This is a genomic window from Flavobacterium labens (genome assembly GCF_048286755.1).
Lineage (GTDB): Bacteria > Bacteroidota > Bacteroidia > Flavobacteriales > Flavobacteriaceae > Flavobacterium.
On the sequence record NZ_JBLVPL010000004.1, the window covers coordinates 114,485 to 136,747 of the forward strand.

Below are 22,263 nucleotides of genomic sequence, written 5' to 3' on the forward strand. Positions count from 1 at the left end.
AGATGAAAGGATCTTTTAAACTCGGAAAAGTATCAGGTATTGGAATATTCATACACTGGACATTCAGTTTACTTATTCTGTTTATCATTTTCATGAACTACAAATCAGGACAAAATGCCACTCAAATTATATGGTCAGTGGTGTTTATCTTATGCATATTCATTACTGTTTTATTACACGAACTCGGCCATGCTTTAGCGGCAAAAAATTACAACATAAAAACCAAAGACATCACCCTTTTACCCATTGGCGGATTAGCCCGGCTGGAACGATTACCAGAAAAACCATCCGAAGAATTAATAGTGGCTTTTGCCGGACCTTTGGTAAATATTACGTTAGCCTTTATCACTGGAATCTTTATTACCATTCCCGATACTTCAGAGGAATTAATGGCGGAGTTGTCTAATGGAGTAAACGCCAATAATTTCTTCCTCAATTTCTTTTTAGTCAATTTCTGGTTGGCACTTTTTAATTTAATTCCTGCTTTTCCTATGGATGGCGGCCGGATTTTACGTGCGCTGTTATCGTTCAAGTTACAAAGACATGTTGCAACAAGAATTTCGGCACGGATAGGGCAACTATTGGCAGTGGGATTCATCATTTTTGGATTTTTCACTTCTCCAATTTTAGTTTTTATAGGTATTTTTGTAATTATTGGAGCTCAGGTTGAAGCTGATTATACGGAATCTAAATTCATCTTGAAAGGTTTTAAAGTCCACGATGTAGTAATGAAGCAATATCCTACGATTGATGCAAATGATACTGTAAAAACAGCCGTTAAATTAGTATTAGACAGTCAAAACAAGAATTTTTTGATTATTGAAGAAGGTATTCCTGTTGGAACGCTGAATCGGGATCAGATTATTATGGCGCTTTCTAAAAAAGGAGATGATGAATTTATTTACAATGTCATGGATAGAAATTTAGTTTATCTTGACAGTGATTCTCTTTTAGAAAAAGTCTTTGGGCTCATTCAACTCAATAAATCAAGATTAATGCTCGTTATGGAAAATAATAAAGTTGTTGGTGTTTTGGATGTTGAAAACCTAATGGAATTTCTTTTGATTAACGAAGTGAAAATAAATAAAGCCCATGATAGAAAATAAAAATAGCCTTATAGCTCCAAAAAATCTGGAACTTGTTTACAGTGGCGAAGATTATTTTTCTCGATTAGAGGCTATTATTTGTAATTCACAGATTGAAATTCACATGCAAATGTATCTCTTTGAGAACGATGCAACTGGAAATAGAATTATTAAGGCATTAAAAGAAGCTGCTTCCCGAAATGTTCAGGTTTATGTTCTTTTGGATGGTTTGGGGTCTTTATCATTTCCCTCCGAAACAATAAAAGAAATGAGACAAATTGGTATAAATATTCGTTTTTTTGCTCCTTTAATTTCTACTTATACCTTTTATCTTGGTAGAAGACTACACCGAAAAGTTATTGTTGCTGATGCAAAAGTGGTACTAATTGGCGGCATAAATATAGCTGATAAATATTGTGGTTCCCCTATAGAAGCTCCTTGGTTGGACTATGCAGTTCAATTAAAAGGAGAAATTGCCGAACCACTTCAAAAATTATGCACCGATATCTATTTTAAAAAAAGACACTTCCAAAACAAAAAAATAAAATCTTCTTTTCCATTTGAGGAAGATGGAATGGTTCGCATCCTTCAAAATGACTGGTTAAAAGGTGAAAATGAGATTTGTGATGGGTATATAAAATCCATACGAAATGCAAAAACAGAAATAATCATTGTGGGAAGCTATTTTCTACCTGGGATACGAATCATTAGAGCCTTGAAAAAAGCATCCAAAAATAAGGTGAAAATTAAATTAATTCTTTCGGGAAAATCAGACCTGCCTCTGACAAGGCGTGCTACCTGTTTTCTCTATGGCAAACTGCTTAAATATAATATTGAATTATATGAATGGGACCAATCTATCTTACACGGAAAAGTCGCGGTAATAGACGGCAATTGGACTACAATAGGATCTTTTAATCTGAATAATTTAAGTTCGTACGGAAGCCTTGAAATGAATGTCGAAATAAATTCCGCTTTGTTTTCTAAAATGTTTCGAGCACACCTCACCGAAATTATTGCTCAATGCCAAAGAATAACACCTAATTCCCTAAAAATCAAGAATAATCTATTAACGAAATCCATCAACTTTCTTTCGTATTGCATTACCCGAATAATAGAAATAATTGTCACGTATACTCCCTACAAGCGATTCAATAATTGATTTTTAGAAAACAATAATTACCGTTTTCTTTCCAAAACAGAAAAACGTTTTCTGTTTCCAAAAGTAAATTATTATTGAAAAAATTATCCCTATAAGTACTGTTAATAAATTATTTTTAATTAACTTTATATGTGCTTTATAATCATTTAAAACATTAACAATAAGCATTTTATAAACATACAACAATGGAACCACACCGACTAAAAACTAAAAAAAAAGAGGATTGGATTCAAAAAGATTTGGAGAGTAAAATTCCCAAATTAAGCAGTAAAATAGTGTTTATTCCCAGTCAGGATGAATTATTTTTTTAGTTCATTTCTCAAAGAAATTTGTTAGCTCAGGTTAACATCGGAGCCGTGAGTCACTGCTCTGTAATTGAATGTTCTTTCAAGCACCAGGTTTAAAAGATTCTCCGCAGAGCTCCGAACTTTTAAACCGGTATTCTTAATAGGGGTTAGGGACAAAATAGTCCCTACTCCATTAACGATTTCAACGCTATGGATTTTACACAATACAAAGATACCTTTACAGACAAATCCCATAAAATAGGCTATTCCCTGCCACATATTCAACGCTGTCTGGATTATGCAGAAGTATTATTTTCTAATGACGTACCCGTTATTTATAACCCAAGTCATTTATCACTTCTGGTGGGATACAAGAAAGAATACTTAAAAAAAGCGGCTGTTTATCCCCGCTATTTTTACCGTGATTTTGAAATTGCAAAAAAAAATGGCACAAAGCGACTTATTTCTGAACCGCTTCCTAGCTTGAAAGAAATCCAAATCTGGATTTTGAGAAATATACTCAATAAAGTTCCCATCAGCCCTTTTGCGAAAGCATACAAAACCAATGTAAGCCTTATAGAAAATCTAAAATTTCATAAAAATCAACCTAAAGTATTCACATTGGATTTAGAAAACTTCTTTCAATCAATCACTATTGGATTAGTTGAAAAAGAGTTTCATCAATTAGGCTATTCTAAGATGGTATCGAGATTGCTATCCAAATTATGCACCCGAGACAAAGCTTTGCCTCAAGGCGCACCCACAAGCCCTTATCTTTCGAATTTAATTTTTAAAAATGCCGATACCGAGATAGCCGTCTACTGCAAATTGCATAAAATAAGATACACCCGTTATGCTGACGACATGAGTTTTTCGGGGGATTTTGATGAAAATAAATTGCTTCATAAAGTAATTGAAACTGTTGAAAAATTAAACCTTCGTATCAATAAAAACAAGACTAAACTCATGAAGTCCAATACCCGACAAACCGTAACTGGGATCGTGGTGAATGAAAAACCACAAGTGGTATTCCACAAACGCAATGATTTGAGACAAGCCATGTACTACATCAAGAAATTTGGTTTCGAAGAACATCGCGAATACAAAGAAATCAACCAAAAAAATTATCTCGAACATTTGTTAGGGAAAATCAATTTTGTATTGCAAATAAATCCAAAAGACATCGAATTTTTAGAATACAAATCTATATTGAAAGAGCTAAAAAAGAAACAAGATTTAAAAGCTATGGAGGACGAATTAATACCTATATAAGAATTGAAAAATATTCTTGAGAAAAATATGGCATAAAAACTCATTTTAGAGTTTTTTTTATTTTAATAACCTATTGAAATAAAGCAATTTATTACTGTTTTAATACCTTAAAATTAATTAAATTTGATAGACAAAAATGTCTAACAATTACCATCATTTGTACTATCTCTTTTACACCTACAAAAATTGATAAAAGCGAGATTACAACCTCCAAACGTCTTTATAAACTCGCAAATAATTAAAAAATAATACCACATGAAAAAAATAAGCACAATTATCGCAACATTGTTTTTCTCTACTTTTCTGCTGGCACAAACAACATGGAAAGCAGATCCAATGCATTCCAAACTTACTTTTAGCACTGTACATCACGGCATTTCAGATATAGCCGGATTATTCAAAAAATTTGAGATAACCACAACCACTAACAAAACAGATTTCAGTGATGCTGTGCTTGAACTTTCGACTGATGTAGCATCTATTGACACCGAAGTAGAAATGCGTGATAATCATTTGCGAAGTGCTGATTTCTTTGATGTGGAAAAATATCCAAAAATGACTTTTAAAAGCATCTCCATAAAAAAAATTGGAAAGGATAAATACAAACTTATAGGCACGCTCACATTGCATGGAATAACAAAACGGGCAATAATTACTATGTGGTATAGAGGAACTATAGTGAATGAACAATCAAAAGCAATTACTGCTGGGTTTCAGTTTAGCGGAATTTTAAAGCGTTCTGATTTTAATATAGGTCAAAAATTTCCTTCGGAAATGATTAGCGACGAAGTAAAAATTAAAGCAGATTGTGAGTTCATTAAACAGTAAATACCTTCGATTAAAGTATTATTAAAGCCCGAAAATTAAATAAAAAAAAATCCAGATGGCATTTATAGACTATTACAAGATTCTTGAGGTGGACAAAAAAGCAACCGAAGCCGAGATTAAAAAGGCCTATAGAAAACTGGCCCGAAAATACCATCCCGACTTAAATCCCAACGATAAAGAAGCTGAAAGAAAATTTAAGGAAATCAATGAGGCCAATGAAGTATTGAGCCATACAGAGAATCGTAAAAAATATGATGACTACGGCGAAAACTGGCAACATGCGGAAGAATTTGAAAAATCAAAACAGCAACGACAATACCAAGGCAATGGCCAACAAGGTGGTTTTGGCGGCGGGGCAGATTTTTCAGATTTTTTTGAATCTATGTTTGGAGGTCGTACATCAGAAGGTGGAGGTCGCCGCAGTGCACAGTTCAAAGGACAGGATTTTAATGCTGAACTGCATCTCGACCTAAAAGACGTTTACACCACCCACAAACGCACCTTGACAATTAACGGCAAAAACATTCGGATTACCATTCCTGCCGGAGTTGAAAATGGCCAACAAATAAAAATTAGCGGACTTGGTGGTGAAGGCGCTGGCGGTGGTCCAAAAGGAGATTTGTACATCACCTTCACCATTGAAAACCACACCAACTTTAAGCTAGATAAACACAACCTCTACTCCACCGTTACCTTAGATTTATATACTGCCTTATTGGGTGGCGATATCACCGCAGATACTTTTGACGGAAAAGTAAAACTAACCGTAAAACCCGGAACTCAAAACGGAACAAAAGTAAAACTGAAAGGAAAAGGATTTCCTGTCTATAAAAAGGAAGGGGAATTTGGAGATTTATATATTACCTATCAAGTGCAAATACCCACAAATATTACTGAGAAAGAAAAAGAATTATTTACGGAACTCGCTAAGTTAAAAACGTCATGAACATAGAAAACCTTATCGCTATACCTGTATTATGTACCCATTATAAAGTAGAATTATCCTTTTTTAACAACCTCAGTGAGATGGGTTTACTCGAAGTAAAAACAATCGAAGAAACGCAATATATCCATCCGGACGCAATCTATGAAATTGAGAAAATGATACGCATCCATCAGGAATTAGATATTAATACAGAAGGAATTGATGTCGTATTTAATTTATTGCAAAAAATTGATGCCTTGCAAAATGAGCTGATTTCCACTAAAAACAGATTACGTTTGTATGAAAGTTGAGATTTGATAATCACAATATTCTTTTTACTGAATATAAAAAGTAAAAAATATGAACTGGCATTTACTTCCACTATCAGAAATAACACAGTTGCTAAACACAACTCCATCCGGTATTGATGATATAACGGCTTCGGAACGCTTGTGCGAACATGGTAAAAACCAAATTGAGGATAAAAAGAAAAAGACAGTAGTACAAATGGTGCTTTCTCAATTATCTGATTTTATGATTCTCATCCTTATTGCTGCAGCAATCATATCAGGAATAATAGGGGATCTCACGGATACAATAATTATTCTTGCTATCATTATTATTAATGCTGTGGTAGGATTTATCCAAGAATATCGGGCTGAGAAAGCAATGGAAGCATTAAAGAATATGGCAGCAAACCATGCCCGTATTTTACGTGAAGGAAAAACAATCGACCTTCCTGCATCAGATATTGTTCCTGGAGATGTTGTTGTACTGGAAGCGGGAAATGTTATTCCTGCAGATGTCCGTTTTTTTGAAACCCATCAAATAAAAGTGGACGAATCAGCGCTTACGGGCGAATCAAACAATGTAGAAAAAAATACTGAGGAACTCCCCGAAGGTAATTATGCACTAGGTGACCAAACCAATATGGGTTATAAGGGAACATTTGTTACTAACGGACGCGCACTAGCTTATGTTGTAACAACTGGAATGCATACTCAACTTGGACACATCGCAAAAATGATCCAAACCGATGAAACCGCTACGCCTTTACAAAAAAGGTTAGCTGCTTTTGGCAAACGATTATCAGTGATTATACTTATTATCTGCGCTGTAATTTTCTGTATCGGATGGTTACGTGGAGAATCTGTTTTGATGATGTTAATTACTTCTATTTCGCTTGCTGTTGCTGCAATTCCTGAAGCTTTACCTGCATTAGTTACGATTGCTCTTGCTTTTGGTGCCAAAAAATTAGCAAAAAGCAATGCGCTCATTAGAAAATTACCGGCAGTAGAGACTCTGGGTTCCGTGACTTACATCTGTTCTGATAAAACGGGAACTCTTACGTTAAATAAAATGACGGTACAGGAAATTTTTGAAACATCGGATACAAAGTATGATACTGTTTTTAAGGAAGAAAATTTACTGTTACACGCTATCGCTTTAAATAATGATGTTACAAAAGAAGAAAATGGGAAATGGCTGGGAGATTCTACAGAACTTGCCTTGGTACAATATGCATTCGATAAAAATTTGAATCGCCCAAATTTAGAATTAAAGTTGCCCAGAATAGCAGAATTGCCCTTCGATTCTAAAAGAAAATGTATGACTACAATTCATCAAACCCAAAATGCTAATGGTGAAATTATGGTGATTACGAAAGGAGCTGTTGATATATTGTTTCACAAACTGAATGCCAATCAAAAATCACTTATTCCTGAATTTGAACGTAAAGTCAACGAAATGGCTGAAAAAGGATATCGGGTTTTAGGGTACGCCATGAAAACACTTTCGTCCTTACCGGATACTTTAGATGCCAATTTGATAGAAAATGAATTAACGCTTATTGGGTTTGTGGGAATGATTGACCCACCACGAGAAGAAGCCAGACAGGCGGTTTCTGAGTGCAAAGGCGCCGGTATTATTCCCGTTATGATTACGGGTGACCACAAACTAACTGCCAAAGCAATTGCCGAAAAACTTGGCATTATTGTCACAGACGACGACCTTGTTTTAACGGGTTCAGAACTATCCGTATTAACACAGAGTGAATTTATAAAAATTGTCGAAAAGGTAAAAGTATATGCCCGCGTAAATCCAGAACAAAAGCTAAGAATCATTAAAGCTTTACAATCCAAAAACCATTTTGTGGCGATGACCGGCGATGGTGTGAATGATGCTCCTGCCTTAAAAAATGCTGACATTGGCATTGCTATGGGAATCAATGGAACCGAGGTATCAAAAGAAGCCTCGCACATGATTTTACTCGATGATAACTTTGCCACCATCATTATTGCCGTTAAACACGGCAGGAAAATATTTGATAACATCTTAAAATTCATCAAATACATTATGACGGGAAATTCAGGCGAAATATGGGCTATTTTTTTAGCGCCATTCTTCGGTTTACCTATTCCGTTATTGGCGATTCACATTCTCTGGATTAATCTGGTAACGGATGGTTTACCCGGATTAGCACTAGCCTCAGAGCCATCTGAAACAAATATCATGAAACGACCACCCAGAAATCCAAAGAAAAATATTTTTTCAAACGGTATGGCTTTACACATCTTATGGGTTGGGTTTTTGATGGGCTGCGTAACCATAGGAGTGCAGGCATACGCTATATACAACACCAATTCTCATTGGCAAACGATGGCTTTTACGGTACTTTGTTTTAGCCAATTAGGACATGTTATGGTCATTCGTTCCGGGCGTGAATCTATATTCAAAATTGGATTTTTTACTAACAGACCTATGGTAGGTGCACTATTGATAACTATTGTTCTTCAATTTATGGTTATTTACATACCTTTCTTTAATGAAATTTTTAAAACCCAACCTTTATCTTTATACGAATTAGGAATAACCTTAGCGGCATCAAGCATTGTATTTTGGTCTGGTGAAATAGAAAAATGGATTAAAAACAGACGCGTTACTAACTTCCATGTTCTGTTTTAGAATAATTTATGAGCAAAAAAAACACCGCTAAAAGTGTTAATATACGAAACACTAACTTTTGATTGATTCAAAATTAATCAGGTCTTAAATCGCCTATTTACAATCTTAAAAATGATGTTTTTTTATATAAATTTAGTAAGATTATTCAAACGTTAATTATCTCAATTTTTAATATTAACAGAAAAAATTGCATTAATTTTACAATTCTAATTCATATAATATGACAACAATTACAGATTATTGGTGGGTACTAGTATTGGTTTTGTGCCTGATTCTTTACAAATTCGTTTTACGTGTTTTCTTCGGAATGGTAATCGTTCCTGAAGATAAAATTGGTTTAGTAACCAAAAAATTTGTCCTTTTTGGATCCGAAAAATCCTTACCGGACGGTAGAATTATTGCTACTAAAGGGGAAGCCGGTTTTCAGGCAAAAACACTTGCTCCGGGATTATACTGGGCTATGTGGCCTTGGCAATTTTCTGTTGAAATGGCTCCTTTTACCATTATTCCTGAGGGTAATATTGGTTTGCTTTTGAGTAAAGACGGTGCAGAAATACCAACTGGTAGAATTTTGGCACAAAAAGTGAACTCAGACAATTTTCAAGATGCTACCTTATTTCTGAATAATGGCGGGCAAAAAGGACGTCAATCGGCCTTTATAACTACTGGATCTTACAGGATTAATACCTTTTTATTTGAAGTGGTAATGTCCCCTCAAATTGTGATTTCAGAGAATATGGTCGGAATAGTAACCGCTATGGATGGTGAGCCAATTCCTATTGGTCAAATTGCAGGTAAATTTGTTGAAAATCACAATAACTTTCAAGATTTTGATCAATTTCTAAAAAATGGTGGAAATCGTGGATTACAGCCACAGGTTATGCTTGCCGGATCCTATTATATTAATACTTGGGCGATACAAATTGAACAAACCCCTATGACAGATGTACCTATTGGTTATGTTGGTGTTGTGATTTCTTATATTGGCGAAGATGGACAGGATGTAACAGGTGATACTTTCAAACATGGAAATATTGTTTCAAAAGGGCAACGTGGTGTATGGATGGAGCCGCTGGGTCCCGGAAAATATGCCTTAAATAAATACACTACTAAATTAGAACCTGTTCCTACAACAAATCTAGTGTTGAACTGGGCAGATGCACGCAGTGAATCCCATAATTTAGACCAAAATTTATCCACAATTACAGTTCGTTCAAAAGATGGTTTCCCTTTTAATCTGGATGTGTCCCAAATTATTCATGTTCCCGCGAATGAAGCTCCAAAAGTAATTGCCCGTTTTGGAAGTATGAACAATCTTGTTTCACAGGTTTTGGAACCAACAATTGGGAATTATTTTAGAAACTCTGCTCAGGAAAGTGATGTAATATCCTTTTTATCAACAAGAAAAGAACGTCAAGAATCTGCTAAAAATCATATCAAAGTGGTTCTTGATGAATACAATGTAAATGCAGTTGATACATTAATAGGTGATATTGTACCACCGGAATCCTTAATGAAAACACTTACTGACAGGAAGATAGCCGAAGAAGAGCAAAAAACCTATCAGACCCAAAGAATGGCTCAGGAGCAACGTCAGGGAATGGAAAAAGAAACCGCTATTGCCGATATGCAAAAAGAAATCGTAAAAGCGTCACAAAGTGTTGAAATTGCGCAACGTACTGCTGATGCAACAGTAAAAAAGGCGGAAGGAGATGCTACCAGTTTAAAATTAAATGTAAATGCTGAGGCAGAAGCGACAAAAATGCGTGCTAATGCAGAAGCGGAAGCAACTAAAGCAAGAGCTGGAGCACAAGCAGAGGCGACAAAACTAACTGCTAGTGCCGAAGCCGAAAGAATTTCTAAAACAGGTCTTGCCGAAGCTGAAAAAATTATGGCTATTGGTAAATCAACTGCCGAAGCATATCAATTGCAAGTCTCAGCAATGGGTGGTGATAACTTCACGAAATACAAAATAACCGAAGAGATTGGTAAAGGAAAAATCAAAGTAATTCCTGATGTTTTAATTTCAGGAAATAATGGCTCTGATGGACCTATCAGCGGCCTTCTTGGAATGAAACTGATGGAAATGATGGATACAAAAAACGAGAAGGAATAAAGTCTAGTACAATAGTTTTTTATAAAATGTTCCACAAACGCCATTCAAAATTTGAATGGCGTTTGTTTTTTATGTTTTTTCAATAAAAACATTAAAAAATACTTTAAAAACACTGAAAATCAATACAATAATCCTATATTTGAGTAGCTTTTTTTCTATTAAAAATTAATTCATTTGCTAATGAATAGTATTTTTAAAATAATCGAATTGTTTAAAAGTTTTTTACTTGAAGTTGGCGAACTCTCCTATTTTGCCGGTCGTTTTTTTAAAGAAGCTTTTAAAAGTCCTTCGGAATTCAAAGAATTCCTTAGACAATGTTTTTATATGGGAAATCGTTCCTTGTTGCTTGTTGCAGTGACAGGATTTATCATTGGCTTAGTATTTACTTTGCAATCGCGCCCCACGTTACAGGAATTTGGTGCCGTTTCCTGGATGCCTTCAATGGTGAGTATTTCTCTTATCAGGGAAATTGGACCTATCATTACGGCTTTAATTTGCGCAGGCCGCATTGGTTCCGGGATTGGTGCTGAATTAGGATCTATGAGAGTTACAGAACAAATAGATGCTATGGAAGTTTCTGGTACAAATCCATTCAAGTATTTAGTCGTAACCCGCATATTAGCAACTACTTTCATGCTTCCTGTTTTGGTTTTTTTTGGAGATGCTATTGCCATTTTTGGTTCTTTTTTAGTAGAAAACATTAAAGGAAATGTTTCTTTTTTACTGTATTACAATCAGGTTTTTGATGCGTTGGAATTTGGGGATTTAATACCGGCAACCATTAAGACTTTCTTTTTTGGGTTTGCTATAGGATTAGTGGGTTGTTTTAAAGGTTATTATTGTAAAAAGGGAACGGCAGGTGTAGGTTTAGCGGCTAATTCCGCAGTGGTTTTTACCTCGATGCTGTTGTTTATTATTGACTTTGTTGCTGTTTTTATCACGGATATTTTTTATGATTTATAACTGATTATGAATACATCTACACCAAATCAAAAAGCAATAATAGAAATCAAAGACTTAATAAAAAGCTATGGTAATAATCATGTTTTGGATGGTTTTAATATGGTTTTGAATGAAGGAGAGAATCTGGTTATTATGGGAAAATCAGGTTCCGGGAAATCTGTTATGATAAAATGCCTCATTGGATTAGAAGAACATGACAGTGGGACTGTTGAAATAATGGGAAAAGATATTAGCGCACTCAACCGGGAAGAATTAGATGATCTTCGGACGGAAGTAGGTTTCCTTTTTCAGGGGAGCGCACTTTATGATTCTATGACCGTTAGAGAAAATTTAGAATTTCCCTTACGCCGTCACAAAAAAAAATTTGGAAAAATAACCGATACCACGCCACTGGTTATGGAAGCTTTAGAAAATGTGGGACTCGCACATACCATAAATTTAATGCCCGAAGAACTTTCGGGAGGAATGAAACGAAGGATAGCGTTGGCAAGAACTTTAATTCTACAGCCAAAAATAATTCTTTATGATGAACCAACAACTGGATTAGATCCTATTACGGCAAAGGAAATTTTACTGTTAATGATGTCTATCCAAAAAAAATACAACACTTCGGCTATTATCATAACACATGATGTGGATTGTGCCAGAGTGATTTCGAACCGAATGATTTTACTGGTTGACGGCATCAATTATATCGAAGGAACTTTTGAGGAATTATCAATCTCAACCGATCCTAAAGTACAAGCTTTCTTTAAATAAGAATACATTATGGAAAAAACGACATCACAAAAACTGCGCCTTGGACTTTTTGTAATCATCGGATTAACGCTATTTGTACTGGCAATATATTTCATTGGCGATAAGCAAAAAATGTTTGGAAAAACCAATCATCTTGAGGCGGTCTTTAACAACGTAAGTGGCTTACAATTAGGCAACAATGTACTATATTCAGGAATAAATGTAGGTACTGTCCGCGGAATAGAAATGATCAATGACTCTACCATCAAAGTAGATATGCTCATTGATAAAACTATTTTTCCTCACATCAGAAAAAATGCTGTTGCCACCATAGGTTCTGATGGTTTGGTAGGTAATATGATTATAAATATTATCCCAGGTAAAGGAATGGAAGCAGCTGTAAATCCAGGCGATGAGATTCAATCCTTAAGCCGAATTCGTACAGATGATTTACTGAATACCCTTGGTGTGACCAATAAAAATGCGGCACTTCTTACGGCTGATTTGCTTAAAATTACACAGGAAATAAATCAAGGCAAAGGAACGGTGGGGGTATTGATTAAAGATTCCACTGTAGCCAATAACTTGAAAGAAACCATCCGCTACTTGAAAAGTACCGGAAAAGGAACTTCAGAATCTGTGATAAAATTAAACCGACTCATGTCTTCCTTAGAAAATAAAGATAATGTGATAGGTTTTTTGAAAGATACCGCTGTTGCCAATGATATGAAAGCAGTTGTTCGCAATTTAGACAAATCCAGTACTGAAATAAATAAAGTAGTTAGCAACCTCAATTCGACCATTACAAACATTAAAGGTGGCAAAGGAGCTATAAACTACTTATCCAATAATCCGGAATTAGTACTAAAAATAGATTCTACGATGACAAATATTAATGATGCGAGTTCTCGTTTGAATGAAAACATGGAAGCCTTGAAACACAATTTTCTATTTCGGGGTTATTTTAAAAAACAGGAAAAAGCAAAATTGAAAGAGCAGAACAAATAAGACATAACATAGGAAACGAGTCTTTCGAGCAGATTTTTTATATTGTTTTCAACGCATAAATAAGTAAATCAATATCCTCTTTTGTATTGAAATGACTAAATGATATACGTAAACTCGGTTTTTTCAAATCCTCTACAGAAAGCATTTCGGCTAAAACATGTGAAGGTTTTATACTTCCGGATTGGCATGCGCTACCGCGGGAAACAGCAATTCCTTTCATATCTAAATGGAATAATATCATAGCCGTTTTTGCTTCGGAAAAAGGCAAAAGAACATTCAAAACAGTATAAAACCCATCAGGATTTCCATTAATTTTAAATTCCGGAAATTCAATTTTGAGTTGGGAAATCAAATAGGTTTTCAACTCAGCAATATGATTTTGCTCAGCTTCTAAGTTGGCATAGGAAACTTCTAATGCTTTTGCCATACCAGCAATTTGATGCAATGCTTCGGTTCCTGCTCGCAATCCTTTTTCTTGTTCGCCACCAAAAAACAAGGGTTGTAACCCAGAGTTTTTTCGAATAAAAGCAAAACCAACACCTTTTGGTCCATGAAATTTATGTGCACTTGCCACAATAAAATCAACAGGAATAGTTTGTAAATCAATAGTAGCTTTTCCTATGGACTGCACCGTATCCGAATGAAATAAGGTATTATGCTCTTTACAAATGCGCCCTATTCGTTCCAAATCTAAAACATTCCCTGTTTCATTATTCACGTGCATCAGGCTGACCAATGTTTTCTTTTCCTGCGAAAGCAACTCCACTAAATGTGTAATATCAATTTCTCCATTTGGTTTCACATCCACATAATCAATTTGAATACCATACTCTTTTTCTAAGACTAAAGCCGTGTATAAAACCGCATGATGCTCAATTTTACTGGTAACAATTCGTTTTACCTGTAAATCTTTTACCGCAGAACGAAGTATCCAATTGTTAGCTTCGGTTCCACAAGAGGTAAAAATAATTTCCTGTGCAGTCGCATTTAGATTCTTGGCAATCGATTTTCTGGAAAGTTCCAATATACTTTTGGCGGCACGACCCAAACTATGCGTTGACGATGGATTTCCATAATCTTCTGTCATTACTTTGGTCATTTCCTGGATTACTTCGGCACGAATAGCGGTTGTAGAAGCGTTATCGAGATATACTTTTTTCATTTTTTTGGAAATTATAAAATTATTTTAAACCCTCTATTTCTACTGGAATGCTTTTCGATTTTCTAGAAAAAATAAACTTCTCATTAAAAACAACTATCGAAATCATAATCAGGAAATAGGAAAATAACTGGAGTGTGCTTACGTGTTCATGGTAATAAAAGATGGCCAATAGAAACCCAATAATTGGATTAATATATATCATAATCCCAACTGCAGACGAGTTAATTCCTTTTAATGCGTACAAGTTTAAAAACAACGGAATAATCGTAAAAAAGACTACGATTACTAGCAAACAACTATAAAATAAGGACTCTGTAGGTAAATTTCCACTATAATCAGGATAAAAAGGAAGTAGAATTATTGCTGTAAAAACTAATTGAATAGTCAAAACAAGAAATTTATCCAATTCACTATTTTTTCGCTGACTCACTAAATACATCGCATAAGTAGCTGCCGTAATAAGGCTGTAAAAAATGTCTTCAAAATGATTTAATGATAATAAAACACAACTAAAGGCGCTTATCATTACTGCAAACCATTGCCATTTACTCAATTTCTCTTTTAATATAAAAAAAGCTAATATGGTCGTTAAAATTGGACAAATCATATAGGCTAATGAAGCAGCTTTTACACTAACGTGATTCATTACATAAATAAATACAAACCAGTTTGAGGATAGAAATACGCCACCGCCAAGTGTCAATGTTATAACACTTTTCTTTTGTTTTGCAGTCATCACTTTGAAATGATTCCAATTTTGCAGGATTATATAGCGTCGAAAAGCAACATTAATAACTACCATCAGCGCTACACTAAAAAAAACACGATAAAATAAAATATCTAACGAAGGATAATTGTGTAATGGTTTTAATGCTAAACTAAAAAAACCCCAGATAAAAAAGGCAGAGAAAGCAGCTAAATAATATTTGTTAGGTCTCATTTTAGTGTAAAATTTGCGCAAAGATAATGATTTCTATTTGCTTTAAATTCATCCAATAACAGCAATACAATAAAGCACATGCTTTTCTATCTCTCTCACTAATTGAAATTTAAAAACCCAATATCCTGTTAAATAATCTATTTTTAAAGGGGAATGCAATTGGAACAAATTAAAAATTCTATTTTTGTTACAAATATTATAAAAATGAAAAGAGTTGTAAGCCTATTGGTTTTTGCATTACTATTAAACGGTTGCGATGATGGTGATTTAATTCAAGAAGACATTAGTTTTGAAGATGTTGCTACGCAAAATTGCACCACGAATAACATCATCTACAAACTAAAAGATACTGAAGCCCTTATTCTTGAAGTTGTTGGATTTACCTTCCCAACTGAAACGAAATCACAAGAATTAGACATTAGCGCATCAAATCGTGTACTATATCGCTTTTATAATGGTGCTGTAACTTCATCGACTATTTGTGAAACAATTCCGCCGGCAACACCAATTGTTGTGGATCAATGGACTACTTCAGGTGGAAAAATAGTTATAAACACTACGGCTGTCAAAACAACAAATACAACTGATAACAGCACAAAAATTACCGGCTACAATCATAATATCACGTTCAAAAATATCACATTTGTAAAAAGTAACGGGACACAAGTTTATGAAACATTCCCTTTTGGGGACTATGTAATTAGTGCAACGCCTCTACCTTTTGCATTCAATAAAACGCTTGAACAATGCAGTTCATCTAAACAATTATACGATTACAATAGTAGTGAAGCTCTTATTCTAGACATTGATCCCGCTTTAATTGTTAATGAAGCAACACCACTAAACAATCCAAGAACCGGATTAATAAGCGATACAAAAAACAAACTTACTTATCGATTATTCTCAGGATTACTAACTGGTGCTTATTTTTGCAACACTACTTTTCCGGCAACTCCTGCAGTAAGTGAAGAATGGATTGCAGTGGCTGGAGTAGCAAACGAAAGTGGAATTGTGGAAGTAACAACTACCACTTTAGGAACTGGTTTTAAACATACCGTAGTTCTAAAAAAAGCAAAAATGAAGAAGGGAAGCAGTGATTTTATTTTAGGTGATAATTATATTTACGGAGAATTATTAACCACAAATTAATCCCAAATAAGAAGCAAAATTAAAGACAAAAACAATCGTTTTTAGTCGCAAAAAAAGGTCCGATTTTTAAGTGAATTTTCTAATGAAAACTGCTTAAAAATCGGACCTTTTTTTTGTGCTTTTAAAACCAAAAATAAAACTTACATAGCACTTTGTTTTATAAAAACTTCTGTTGCTCCTTGACCATATTTTTGATAATTCCCTTCTTGAAAAGCGATGTTATCATAGCGACCTAATAAAAAATCCAGTTCAGCTTTTAGAACTCCTTCACCCACGCCGTGGATAAAAACAATCTTTGGAATGCGATTCCGAATAGCAAATTCTATATGACGTTTTGCCGTTTCAGTCTGTAAAGTCAGAATGTCATAATTAGACATTCCGCGTTTATTTGGTACCAGTTTTTCGATGTGTAAATCAAACTCCGGAGCTGGAATTTCGTGCTTTGATTTCTTTTCCTTAACAAAACTTCGTGCTTTCGGGATTTCTTTTTCTTTTGAAATCTCACTTACATTAATTCTTCTAATAGAATCTAGTAAGTTACTGGAATCGTTTGTTTTAATCAACTCATTGACAAAAAATGTCATCGTAAATCCATCTTCTGTTTCTACAGTAACTTGCTTCTCTTTGACTGACAACACGACTCCATTGATCGCTTCGTCAAGTACTGAAACCTTATCTCCTTTGTTAAACATTTTCGTCTTCTTTATCTTGATTTTTACTTGGCGTTTTGGCACTCAATTGCATCATTCCCATCATGAAAACTACAATTGCAATTACCATTATATACACATTTTTTTCAGCACTCACCTGCTCGTATAAAGCAACAGATATCGCCACAACCATTATTGGAATTATAAACTTTCTCATCTTTTTAAATATCAGTTTTCAAAAGTAATCAATTTAAAATTGCAACAATTATTATCACAAACGTTTCTTATTTTTTTGTAAAATTGCAAAAAGAAAAACCATTGGATTTAGAAAAATTTATGCTGCCTTGTTTAAGCAAAACACTCTTTGGAATAGAGTGTTTGGGCTGTGGTTTTCAGAGGGGTTTTTTGTTGCTTTTGCAAGGGGATTTCGAAGGTGCTTTTAAGATGTATCCAGCCATTTTTACCACCTTGTTATTTTTGGGAATTTTAGGTTTTAATTTTATCGACAAAAACAGGAATTACAAAAAATTCATTATTGGTTCGGCAATTTTAAATGGTGTTTTTATGATTGCAGGTTATTATTTTAAGCATTACTAAAGATTCCTTTTTTAGACTTTTTAGAACAACAAAATTATTTGATTCTAGTCAAAATATCATTCATCATTTCGATTTGCACTTTTTGAATTTCAATCAATTCTTCTTGTTGGTGCATAATCAAATGATCCAGTTTTTCATGAAGCATTCTAATTTCAAGTTCAGATTTTAGATTAATCATATAATCTTTTTTGGATCTTTCTCTATCTTTTTCTTCCTGACGATTTTGACTCATCATAATTACTGGAGCTTGAAGTGCGGCAAGACATGACAAAATTAAATTCAGCAAAATAAATGGATACGGATCAAATCCTTTATTCAAGAGAATATAAATATTAATCAAAATCCAAAATAGAATAAATACACCAAAAAGGATTATAAATTTCCAGCTTCCACCAAAAGCAGCAACTTTATCTGCCACTTTTTGTCCCACTGTACGAACACCTATTTCATCTTCAACAGTGCTCACTAATGATTTATCTTCATTCAAAGAACCGATAACTTTAGCTTCCAGATTAGACAACTCCCCTATTTCGACCAGTAAATAATTAGAAATGTATTTCTCGCGATACATATTCAACTCGCCAATTGATAAGAATTTGTCCTCCTCAAAATCAGGATAATCATTTTGAATAAGCGCCAATATTGGGTTCCGAATGGTTTTAGCCGAAATTTTATCGGCTATTGGAAATTCTTTTTTTGAAATATCGCTTGTAAAAGTAGTAGTGGATTTCATGTATTGTTATTTATTGGCTAATTTAAAAAAACACTTTCATCAAAACTAATAATCGGTTCCTATACATTGAAAATAAAACAGATACACAACAGCTTTTTTATCCAAAAAGTCTAAAATAGTAATTCCCACTACAATTAACATCACTTTATTTAACAAAAGTGTCTAAATAAACCAGATAGCTTTATGCTTGAGAAAGAAATAATTCGAAATAGTTCAATATCTTTGTGGCTCGTTTTAAAACCCATGAAAATGTCACTGAACTACAAAAATATTCCTTTCTGCTATTGTTGTTGCTGTTTTTAAAATACTCTCTTTAAAAAACATTGTTCAAAAACGAATACCAATTGTAATCCATTAAAATCTGATTATTACAATTTAAGACACCAAACAGCATGAAATCACAAAAAATATTAGACCTTATTGGAAACACGCCTTTAGTAGAAACTACTAAATTGATAAAAAATAAAAACGTAAAACTTTTACTGAAACTTGAAGGAAACAATCCTGGTGGCAGTGTAAAAGATCGCGCAGCCTACAATATGATTGCTTCCGCATTAGAAAGAGGAGAAATCAAAAAAGGAGATAAACTTATTGAAGCAACTAGTGGCAACACCGGAATAGCTTTAGCCATGATTGCTCAATTATTCAATATCGAAATCGAATTGGTACTTCCGGAAGATTCTACCAAAGAGCGTACTCAAACTATGCGTGCTTATGGAGCAACCGTGATTTTGACACCGGCAGCTACCGGAATAATAGGTTCCAGAGATTATGCTGATAAAAAAGTAGCCGAAGGCGGTTATATTATGCTTAATCAGTTTGCAAATGACGACAACTGGAAAGCACATTACAAAACCACAGGTCCAGAAATATGGAATGATACCGAAGGAACTGTAACCCATTTTGTCTCTGCTATGGGGACAACGGGAACAATTATAGGTACTTCAACCTATTTGAAAGAAATGAATCCTGCTATTCAAATTATAGGCGCTCAACCTAGCGATGGGTCTCAAATTCCGGGAATCAGAAAATGGCCTGAAGAGTATTTGCCTAAAATTTTTGATGCCAATAAAGTAGATACAATCATCGAAGTTTCCGAAGAAGAAGCACGAGCCATGACTAAGCGCTTAGCACTGGAAGAAGGCGTTTTTGCAGGAATGAGCAGTGGCGGTTCAGTTACAGCAGCAATAAAAATGGCCGAAGAATTAGAATCAGGAGTCATTGTAGCCATTATCTGTGACCGTGGCGATCGTTATTTATCTTCAGATTTGTTTGATTAAATTAATTAGGCGTTATAAAAACAACCTTCCTTTTCTGTATCTTTCGAATATAAAAAGGAAGGTTGTTTCGATTTTAAGCAAGAACAATTTCTATTTTAATCAAAAAAACGTTTCAACTGATTCAAACTTTATAATCTGGTTACAAATGAAAAACACACCATTAATTTACTGCATTCTATTTTTATCAATCATTATGGGAGGAAAAGTACAGGCTCAAGACTGGCCAAATTTAAATAAATACCAAAATGAAAATGCAAATCTGAAACCGGTAACACCCGGACAAAAAAGAATTGTATTTATGGGCGATTCCATAACCGAATTTTGGAGTATCACAGATCCTGAATATTTCGCAGGAAAACCATACGTTAATCGCGGTATTAGCGGTCAAACTACACCTCAGATGCTAATACGCTTTAGAGCGGATGTTATTGCTTTAAAACCCGCCGCTGTGATTATTTTGGCTGGAATAAACGACATTGCCGGTAATACCGGTCCGGCAACATTGGACATGATTGCAAATAATATTTTCTCAATGGCCGAATTGGCAAAAGCAAACCAGATTAAAGTAATTCTTTGCTCTGTATTGCCTGCTTATGATTTCTCTTGGAAACCCAATCAAAATCCGGCTGAAAAAGTGGTGGCTCTAAATGAAATGATAAAAAATTACGCTGACGCCAATGGCATTCTGTATCTAGATTATTTTTCGGCTATGGCAGATAAACGAAAAGGTTTGCCTGCTTCATACTCAAATGATGAAGTACACCCAAATAAAACAGGATATCAAGTGATGGCGCCACTAGTTGAAAAAGCAATCGCCAAAGTCCTATTACAAAAATAAATTATTACTTTAAAAAGAAACAAAAAATGAACTATCGCAGACTGGGTAAAACAGATTTTGAAATTTCAGAAATATCACTTGGCACTTGGCAAGTAGGCGGCAAATGGGGTTCTCCTTTCAATGATAAAACTGCAGATGAGTTAATCAACGCCGCAATTGACAATGGCGTAAATTTTATTGATACCGCAGATGTTTATGAAAACGGATTGAGTGAAACTGCTGTAGGCCGAGTGGTTCGTTCCCGTTCTGAACGAATTTATGTAGCTACAAAATGCGGTCGACATATTAACCCACATGTAAATGAAGGTTATCAGCCCAAAGTGCTGCAACAATTTGTGGAAGATAGCTTGAGAAGAACAGGACTAGAAACACTAGATTTAATACAATTGCATTGCCCTCCAACAGAAGTATTTTACCGTCCCGAAATATTTGAAATGTTTGACCGTTTGAAAGAGCAAGGAAAAATTTTAAATCTTGGCGTTAGCGTCGAAAAAGTGGAAGAAGGACTAAAAGCGATTGAATTTCCAAATGTAACTTCGGTACAGATTATTTTTAATCTTTTTCGTCAGCGTCCATCCGAACTATTTTTCAAAGAAGCAATGAAACATGATGTTGGTATTATTGCAAGAGTTCCTTTAGCGAGCGGACTTCTGACAGGGAAATTTAATGCTAAAACTACTTTTGACACACAAGATCATCGCAATTTTAATAGAGATGGAGCTGCTTTTGACAAAGGCGAAACATTCTCTGGTATTAATTACGAACTAGGTTTAAAAGCCGTAGAAGAATTTAAATCGTTATTTCCAGAAGCAACAAACTTAGCTCCTCTTGCTTTACAATGGATTTTGGGTTTTGATGAAGTCAGCTGTATTATTCCTGGTGCTTCTAATGAAAGCCATGTATTATCTAATTTATCAGTTTATGATTTACCTAAATTAACTTACGAAAAAACTGCAGCGATGAATGACATTTATGAGCGCTATATAAAACCAGAAGTACACCAACTTTGGTAATTCATTTTATCACATAAAAAAGGCTCGATTTATGTTAAATCGAGCCTTTTTTTATATGAATACCTATTTTTATGCTAAAGTCGCAGTGGTCGAAATTGCAGCATTCAATAATTTAGAAATAGGACAATTTTTCTCTGCTTTAGTCACTAATTGTTGAAAAACTTCATCTGTTATTGCACTTATTTTTGCATTTACCGTTAAGTGGGAAGTTATAATTGTTCCTTCCACCAAGTCGATATCACATTTAGTTTCGATACTTTCTATTTCAAAACCAACTTCAGTGATATAGGCAGAAAGTTGCATTGTAAAGCAGCCCGAGTGCGCAGCTGCAATCAACTCTTCCGGGTTAGTCCCAACTCCTTCTTCAAAACGGGATTTGAACGAATATTGCGTATCTTTTAATGTTGTACTTTGGGTGGTAAGTTTTCCGGCTCCTTCTTTAAGTGAACCATTCCAGACTGCGGTTGCATTTCTTTTCATAATATTATGTTTTATGTTTTCTCAAATTTAGTTCATTTGTAAAAAAACGCTTTTAGAAATAGATTTTTTTAAC

22 protein-coding genes are annotated in these 22,263 nt (G+C 34.5%); 16 read left to right on the plus strand and 6 right to left on the minus strand.

The window, feature by feature from the left end:
* The first annotated feature begins 2 nt into the window (after positions 1–2).
* The 11 genes from ACNQF8_RS10795 to ACNQF8_RS10845 all read left to right on the plus strand — a co-directional run bounded on the left by ACNQF8_RS10795 (position 3) and on the right by ACNQF8_RS10845 (position 13,348).
* Positions 3–1,106, plus strand: a complete 1,104-nt coding sequence (locus tag ACNQF8_RS10795) for a site-2 protease family protein (RefSeq protein WP_417953539.1) — start codon at positions 3–5, stop codon at positions 1,104–1,106.
* A complete protein-coding gene (locus ACNQF8_RS10800; protein ID WP_417953538.1) occupies positions 1,093–2,247 on the plus strand; it encodes a phospholipase D-like domain-containing protein in 1,155 nt (384 codons plus the stop codon). Before ACNQF8_RS10795 ends, ACNQF8_RS10800 begins: the two co-directional genes overlap by 14 nt.
* 497 nt (positions 2,248–2,744) lie before the next feature.
* Positions 2,745–3,806, plus strand: coding sequence for a reverse transcriptase domain-containing protein (locus ACNQF8_RS10805; protein WP_417950050.1), 1,062 nt, complete (start codon positions 2,745–2,747; stop codon positions 3,804–3,806).
* Between the two features lie 255 nt (positions 3,807–4,061).
* Positions 4,062–4,634, plus strand: coding sequence for a YceI family protein (locus tag ACNQF8_RS10810; protein ID WP_315207940.1), 573 nt, complete (start codon positions 4,062–4,064; stop codon positions 4,632–4,634).
* A gap of 55 nt (positions 4,635–4,689) precedes the next feature.
* On the plus strand, positions 4,690–5,580 hold the full coding sequence (locus ACNQF8_RS10815) for a DnaJ C-terminal domain-containing protein (RefSeq protein WP_417953537.1): 891 nt from the start codon (positions 4,690–4,692) through the stop codon (positions 5,578–5,580).
* The gene (locus tag ACNQF8_RS10820; RefSeq protein WP_417950056.1) at positions 5,577–5,870 is read left to right on the plus strand and encodes a chaperone modulator CbpM; all 294 of its coding nucleotides are present in this window, start codon (positions 5,577–5,579) and stop codon (positions 5,868–5,870) included. Before ACNQF8_RS10815 ends, ACNQF8_RS10820 begins: the two co-directional genes overlap by 4 nt.
* A gap of 49 nt (positions 5,871–5,919) precedes the next feature.
* The gene (locus ACNQF8_RS10825) at positions 5,920–8,523 is read left to right on the plus strand and encodes a cation-translocating P-type ATPase (RefSeq protein ID WP_417953536.1); all 2,604 of its coding nucleotides are present in this window, start codon (positions 5,920–5,922) and stop codon (positions 8,521–8,523) included.
* Between the two features lie 220 nt (positions 8,524–8,743).
* Positions 8,744–10,639 (plus strand): SPFH domain-containing protein, encoded by a 1,896-nt coding sequence (locus ACNQF8_RS10830; protein ID WP_417950060.1) that lies wholly within the window; start codon positions 8,744–8,746, stop codon positions 10,637–10,639.
* 180 nt (positions 10,640–10,819) lie between these two features.
* Positions 10,820–11,602 (plus strand): MlaE family ABC transporter permease, encoded by a 783-nt coding sequence (locus ACNQF8_RS10835; RefSeq protein WP_417950062.1) that lies wholly within the window; start codon positions 10,820–10,822, stop codon positions 11,600–11,602.
* Positions 11,603–11,608: 6 nt separating this feature from the next.
* Positions 11,609–12,361 carry an ABC transporter ATP-binding protein gene (locus ACNQF8_RS10840; RefSeq protein WP_315207928.1) on the plus strand — a complete coding sequence of 251 codons (753 nt, stop codon included), beginning with the start codon at positions 11,609–11,611 and terminating at the stop codon, positions 12,359–12,361.
* A 9-nt stretch (positions 12,362–12,370) separates the two neighbouring features.
* Positions 12,371–13,348: an MlaD family protein gene (locus ACNQF8_RS10845; RefSeq protein ID WP_417953535.1), complete on the plus strand. Its 978-nt coding sequence runs from the start codon at positions 12,371–12,373 to the stop codon at positions 13,346–13,348.
* Between the two features lie 37 nt (positions 13,349–13,385).
* On the opposite strand, the gene ACNQF8_RS10850 is transcribed toward ACNQF8_RS10845, so the two are convergent.
* Both ACNQF8_RS10850 and ACNQF8_RS10855 read right to left on the minus strand, forming a co-directional pair.
* On the minus strand, positions 13,386–14,510 hold the full coding sequence (locus ACNQF8_RS10850; protein ID WP_417950067.1) for a cysteine desulfurase family protein: 1,125 nt from the start codon (positions 14,508–14,510) through the stop codon (positions 13,386–13,388).
* A 19-nt stretch (positions 14,511–14,529) separates the two neighbouring features.
* Positions 14,530–15,450 (minus strand): EamA family transporter, encoded by a 921-nt coding sequence (locus tag ACNQF8_RS10855; RefSeq protein WP_417953534.1) that lies wholly within the window; start codon positions 15,448–15,450, stop codon positions 14,530–14,532.
* Positions 15,451–15,654: 204 nt separating this feature from the next.
* Between ACNQF8_RS10855 and ACNQF8_RS10860 the strand changes: the two genes are divergently transcribed.
* Positions 15,655–16,599: a hypothetical protein gene (locus ACNQF8_RS10860; protein ID WP_417950071.1), complete on the plus strand. Its 945-nt coding sequence runs from the start codon at positions 15,655–15,657 to the stop codon at positions 16,597–16,599.
* Between the two features lie 140 nt (positions 16,600–16,739).
* Here ACNQF8_RS10860 and ACNQF8_RS10865 read toward each other — a convergent pair whose 3' ends face one another.
* Positions 16,740–17,291 (minus strand): Smr/MutS family protein, encoded by a 552-nt coding sequence (locus ACNQF8_RS10865; RefSeq protein ID WP_417950073.1) that lies wholly within the window; start codon positions 17,289–17,291, stop codon positions 16,740–16,742.
* Positions 17,284–17,466 (minus strand): hypothetical protein, encoded by a 183-nt coding sequence (locus ACNQF8_RS10870; RefSeq protein ID WP_417950075.1) that lies wholly within the window; start codon positions 17,464–17,466, stop codon positions 17,284–17,286. Before ACNQF8_RS10870 ends, ACNQF8_RS10865 begins: the two co-directional genes overlap by 8 nt.
* An 83-nt stretch (positions 17,467–17,549) precedes the next feature.
* Between ACNQF8_RS10870 and ACNQF8_RS10875 the strand changes: the two genes are divergently transcribed.
* Entirely contained in the window at positions 17,550–17,846 is a 297-nt protein-coding gene (locus ACNQF8_RS10875; protein ID WP_417950077.1) for a DUF2752 domain-containing protein, read from the plus strand.
* Positions 17,847–17,880: 34 nt separating this feature from the next.
* Here the strand turns inward: ACNQF8_RS10875 and ACNQF8_RS10880 are convergent, their stop codons facing one another.
* Positions 17,881–18,579 carry a DUF1003 domain-containing protein gene (locus ACNQF8_RS10880; RefSeq protein ID WP_417950078.1) on the minus strand — a complete coding sequence of 233 codons (699 nt, stop codon included), beginning with the start codon at positions 18,577–18,579 and terminating at the stop codon, positions 17,881–17,883.
* A 392-nt stretch (positions 18,580–18,971) separates the two neighbouring features.
* On the opposite strand from ACNQF8_RS10880, the gene cysM reads away from it, so the two are divergent.
* From cysM to ACNQF8_RS10895, 3 genes are all read left to right on the plus strand, one after another.
* Positions 18,972–19,859: a cysteine synthase CysM gene (gene cysM, locus ACNQF8_RS10885; RefSeq protein WP_417953533.1), complete on the plus strand. Its 888-nt coding sequence runs from the start codon at positions 18,972–18,974 to the stop codon at positions 19,857–19,859.
* Positions 19,860–20,004: 145 nt separating this feature from the next.
* On the plus strand, positions 20,005–20,697 hold the full coding sequence (locus tag ACNQF8_RS10890) for an SGNH/GDSL hydrolase family protein (RefSeq protein ID WP_417953532.1): 693 nt from the start codon (positions 20,005–20,007) through the stop codon (positions 20,695–20,697).
* 26 nt (positions 20,698–20,723) lie between these two features.
* Positions 20,724–21,710: an aldo/keto reductase gene (locus ACNQF8_RS10895; RefSeq protein WP_417953531.1), complete on the plus strand. Its 987-nt coding sequence runs from the start codon at positions 20,724–20,726 to the stop codon at positions 21,708–21,710.
* A 69-nt stretch (positions 21,711–21,779) separates the two neighbouring features.
* Here the strand turns inward: ACNQF8_RS10895 and ACNQF8_RS10900 are convergent, their stop codons facing one another.
* On the minus strand, positions 21,780–22,190 hold the full coding sequence (locus ACNQF8_RS10900; protein ID WP_417950086.1) for an OsmC family peroxiredoxin: 411 nt from the start codon (positions 22,188–22,190) through the stop codon (positions 21,780–21,782).
* Positions 22,191–22,263: the final 73 nt, after the last annotated feature.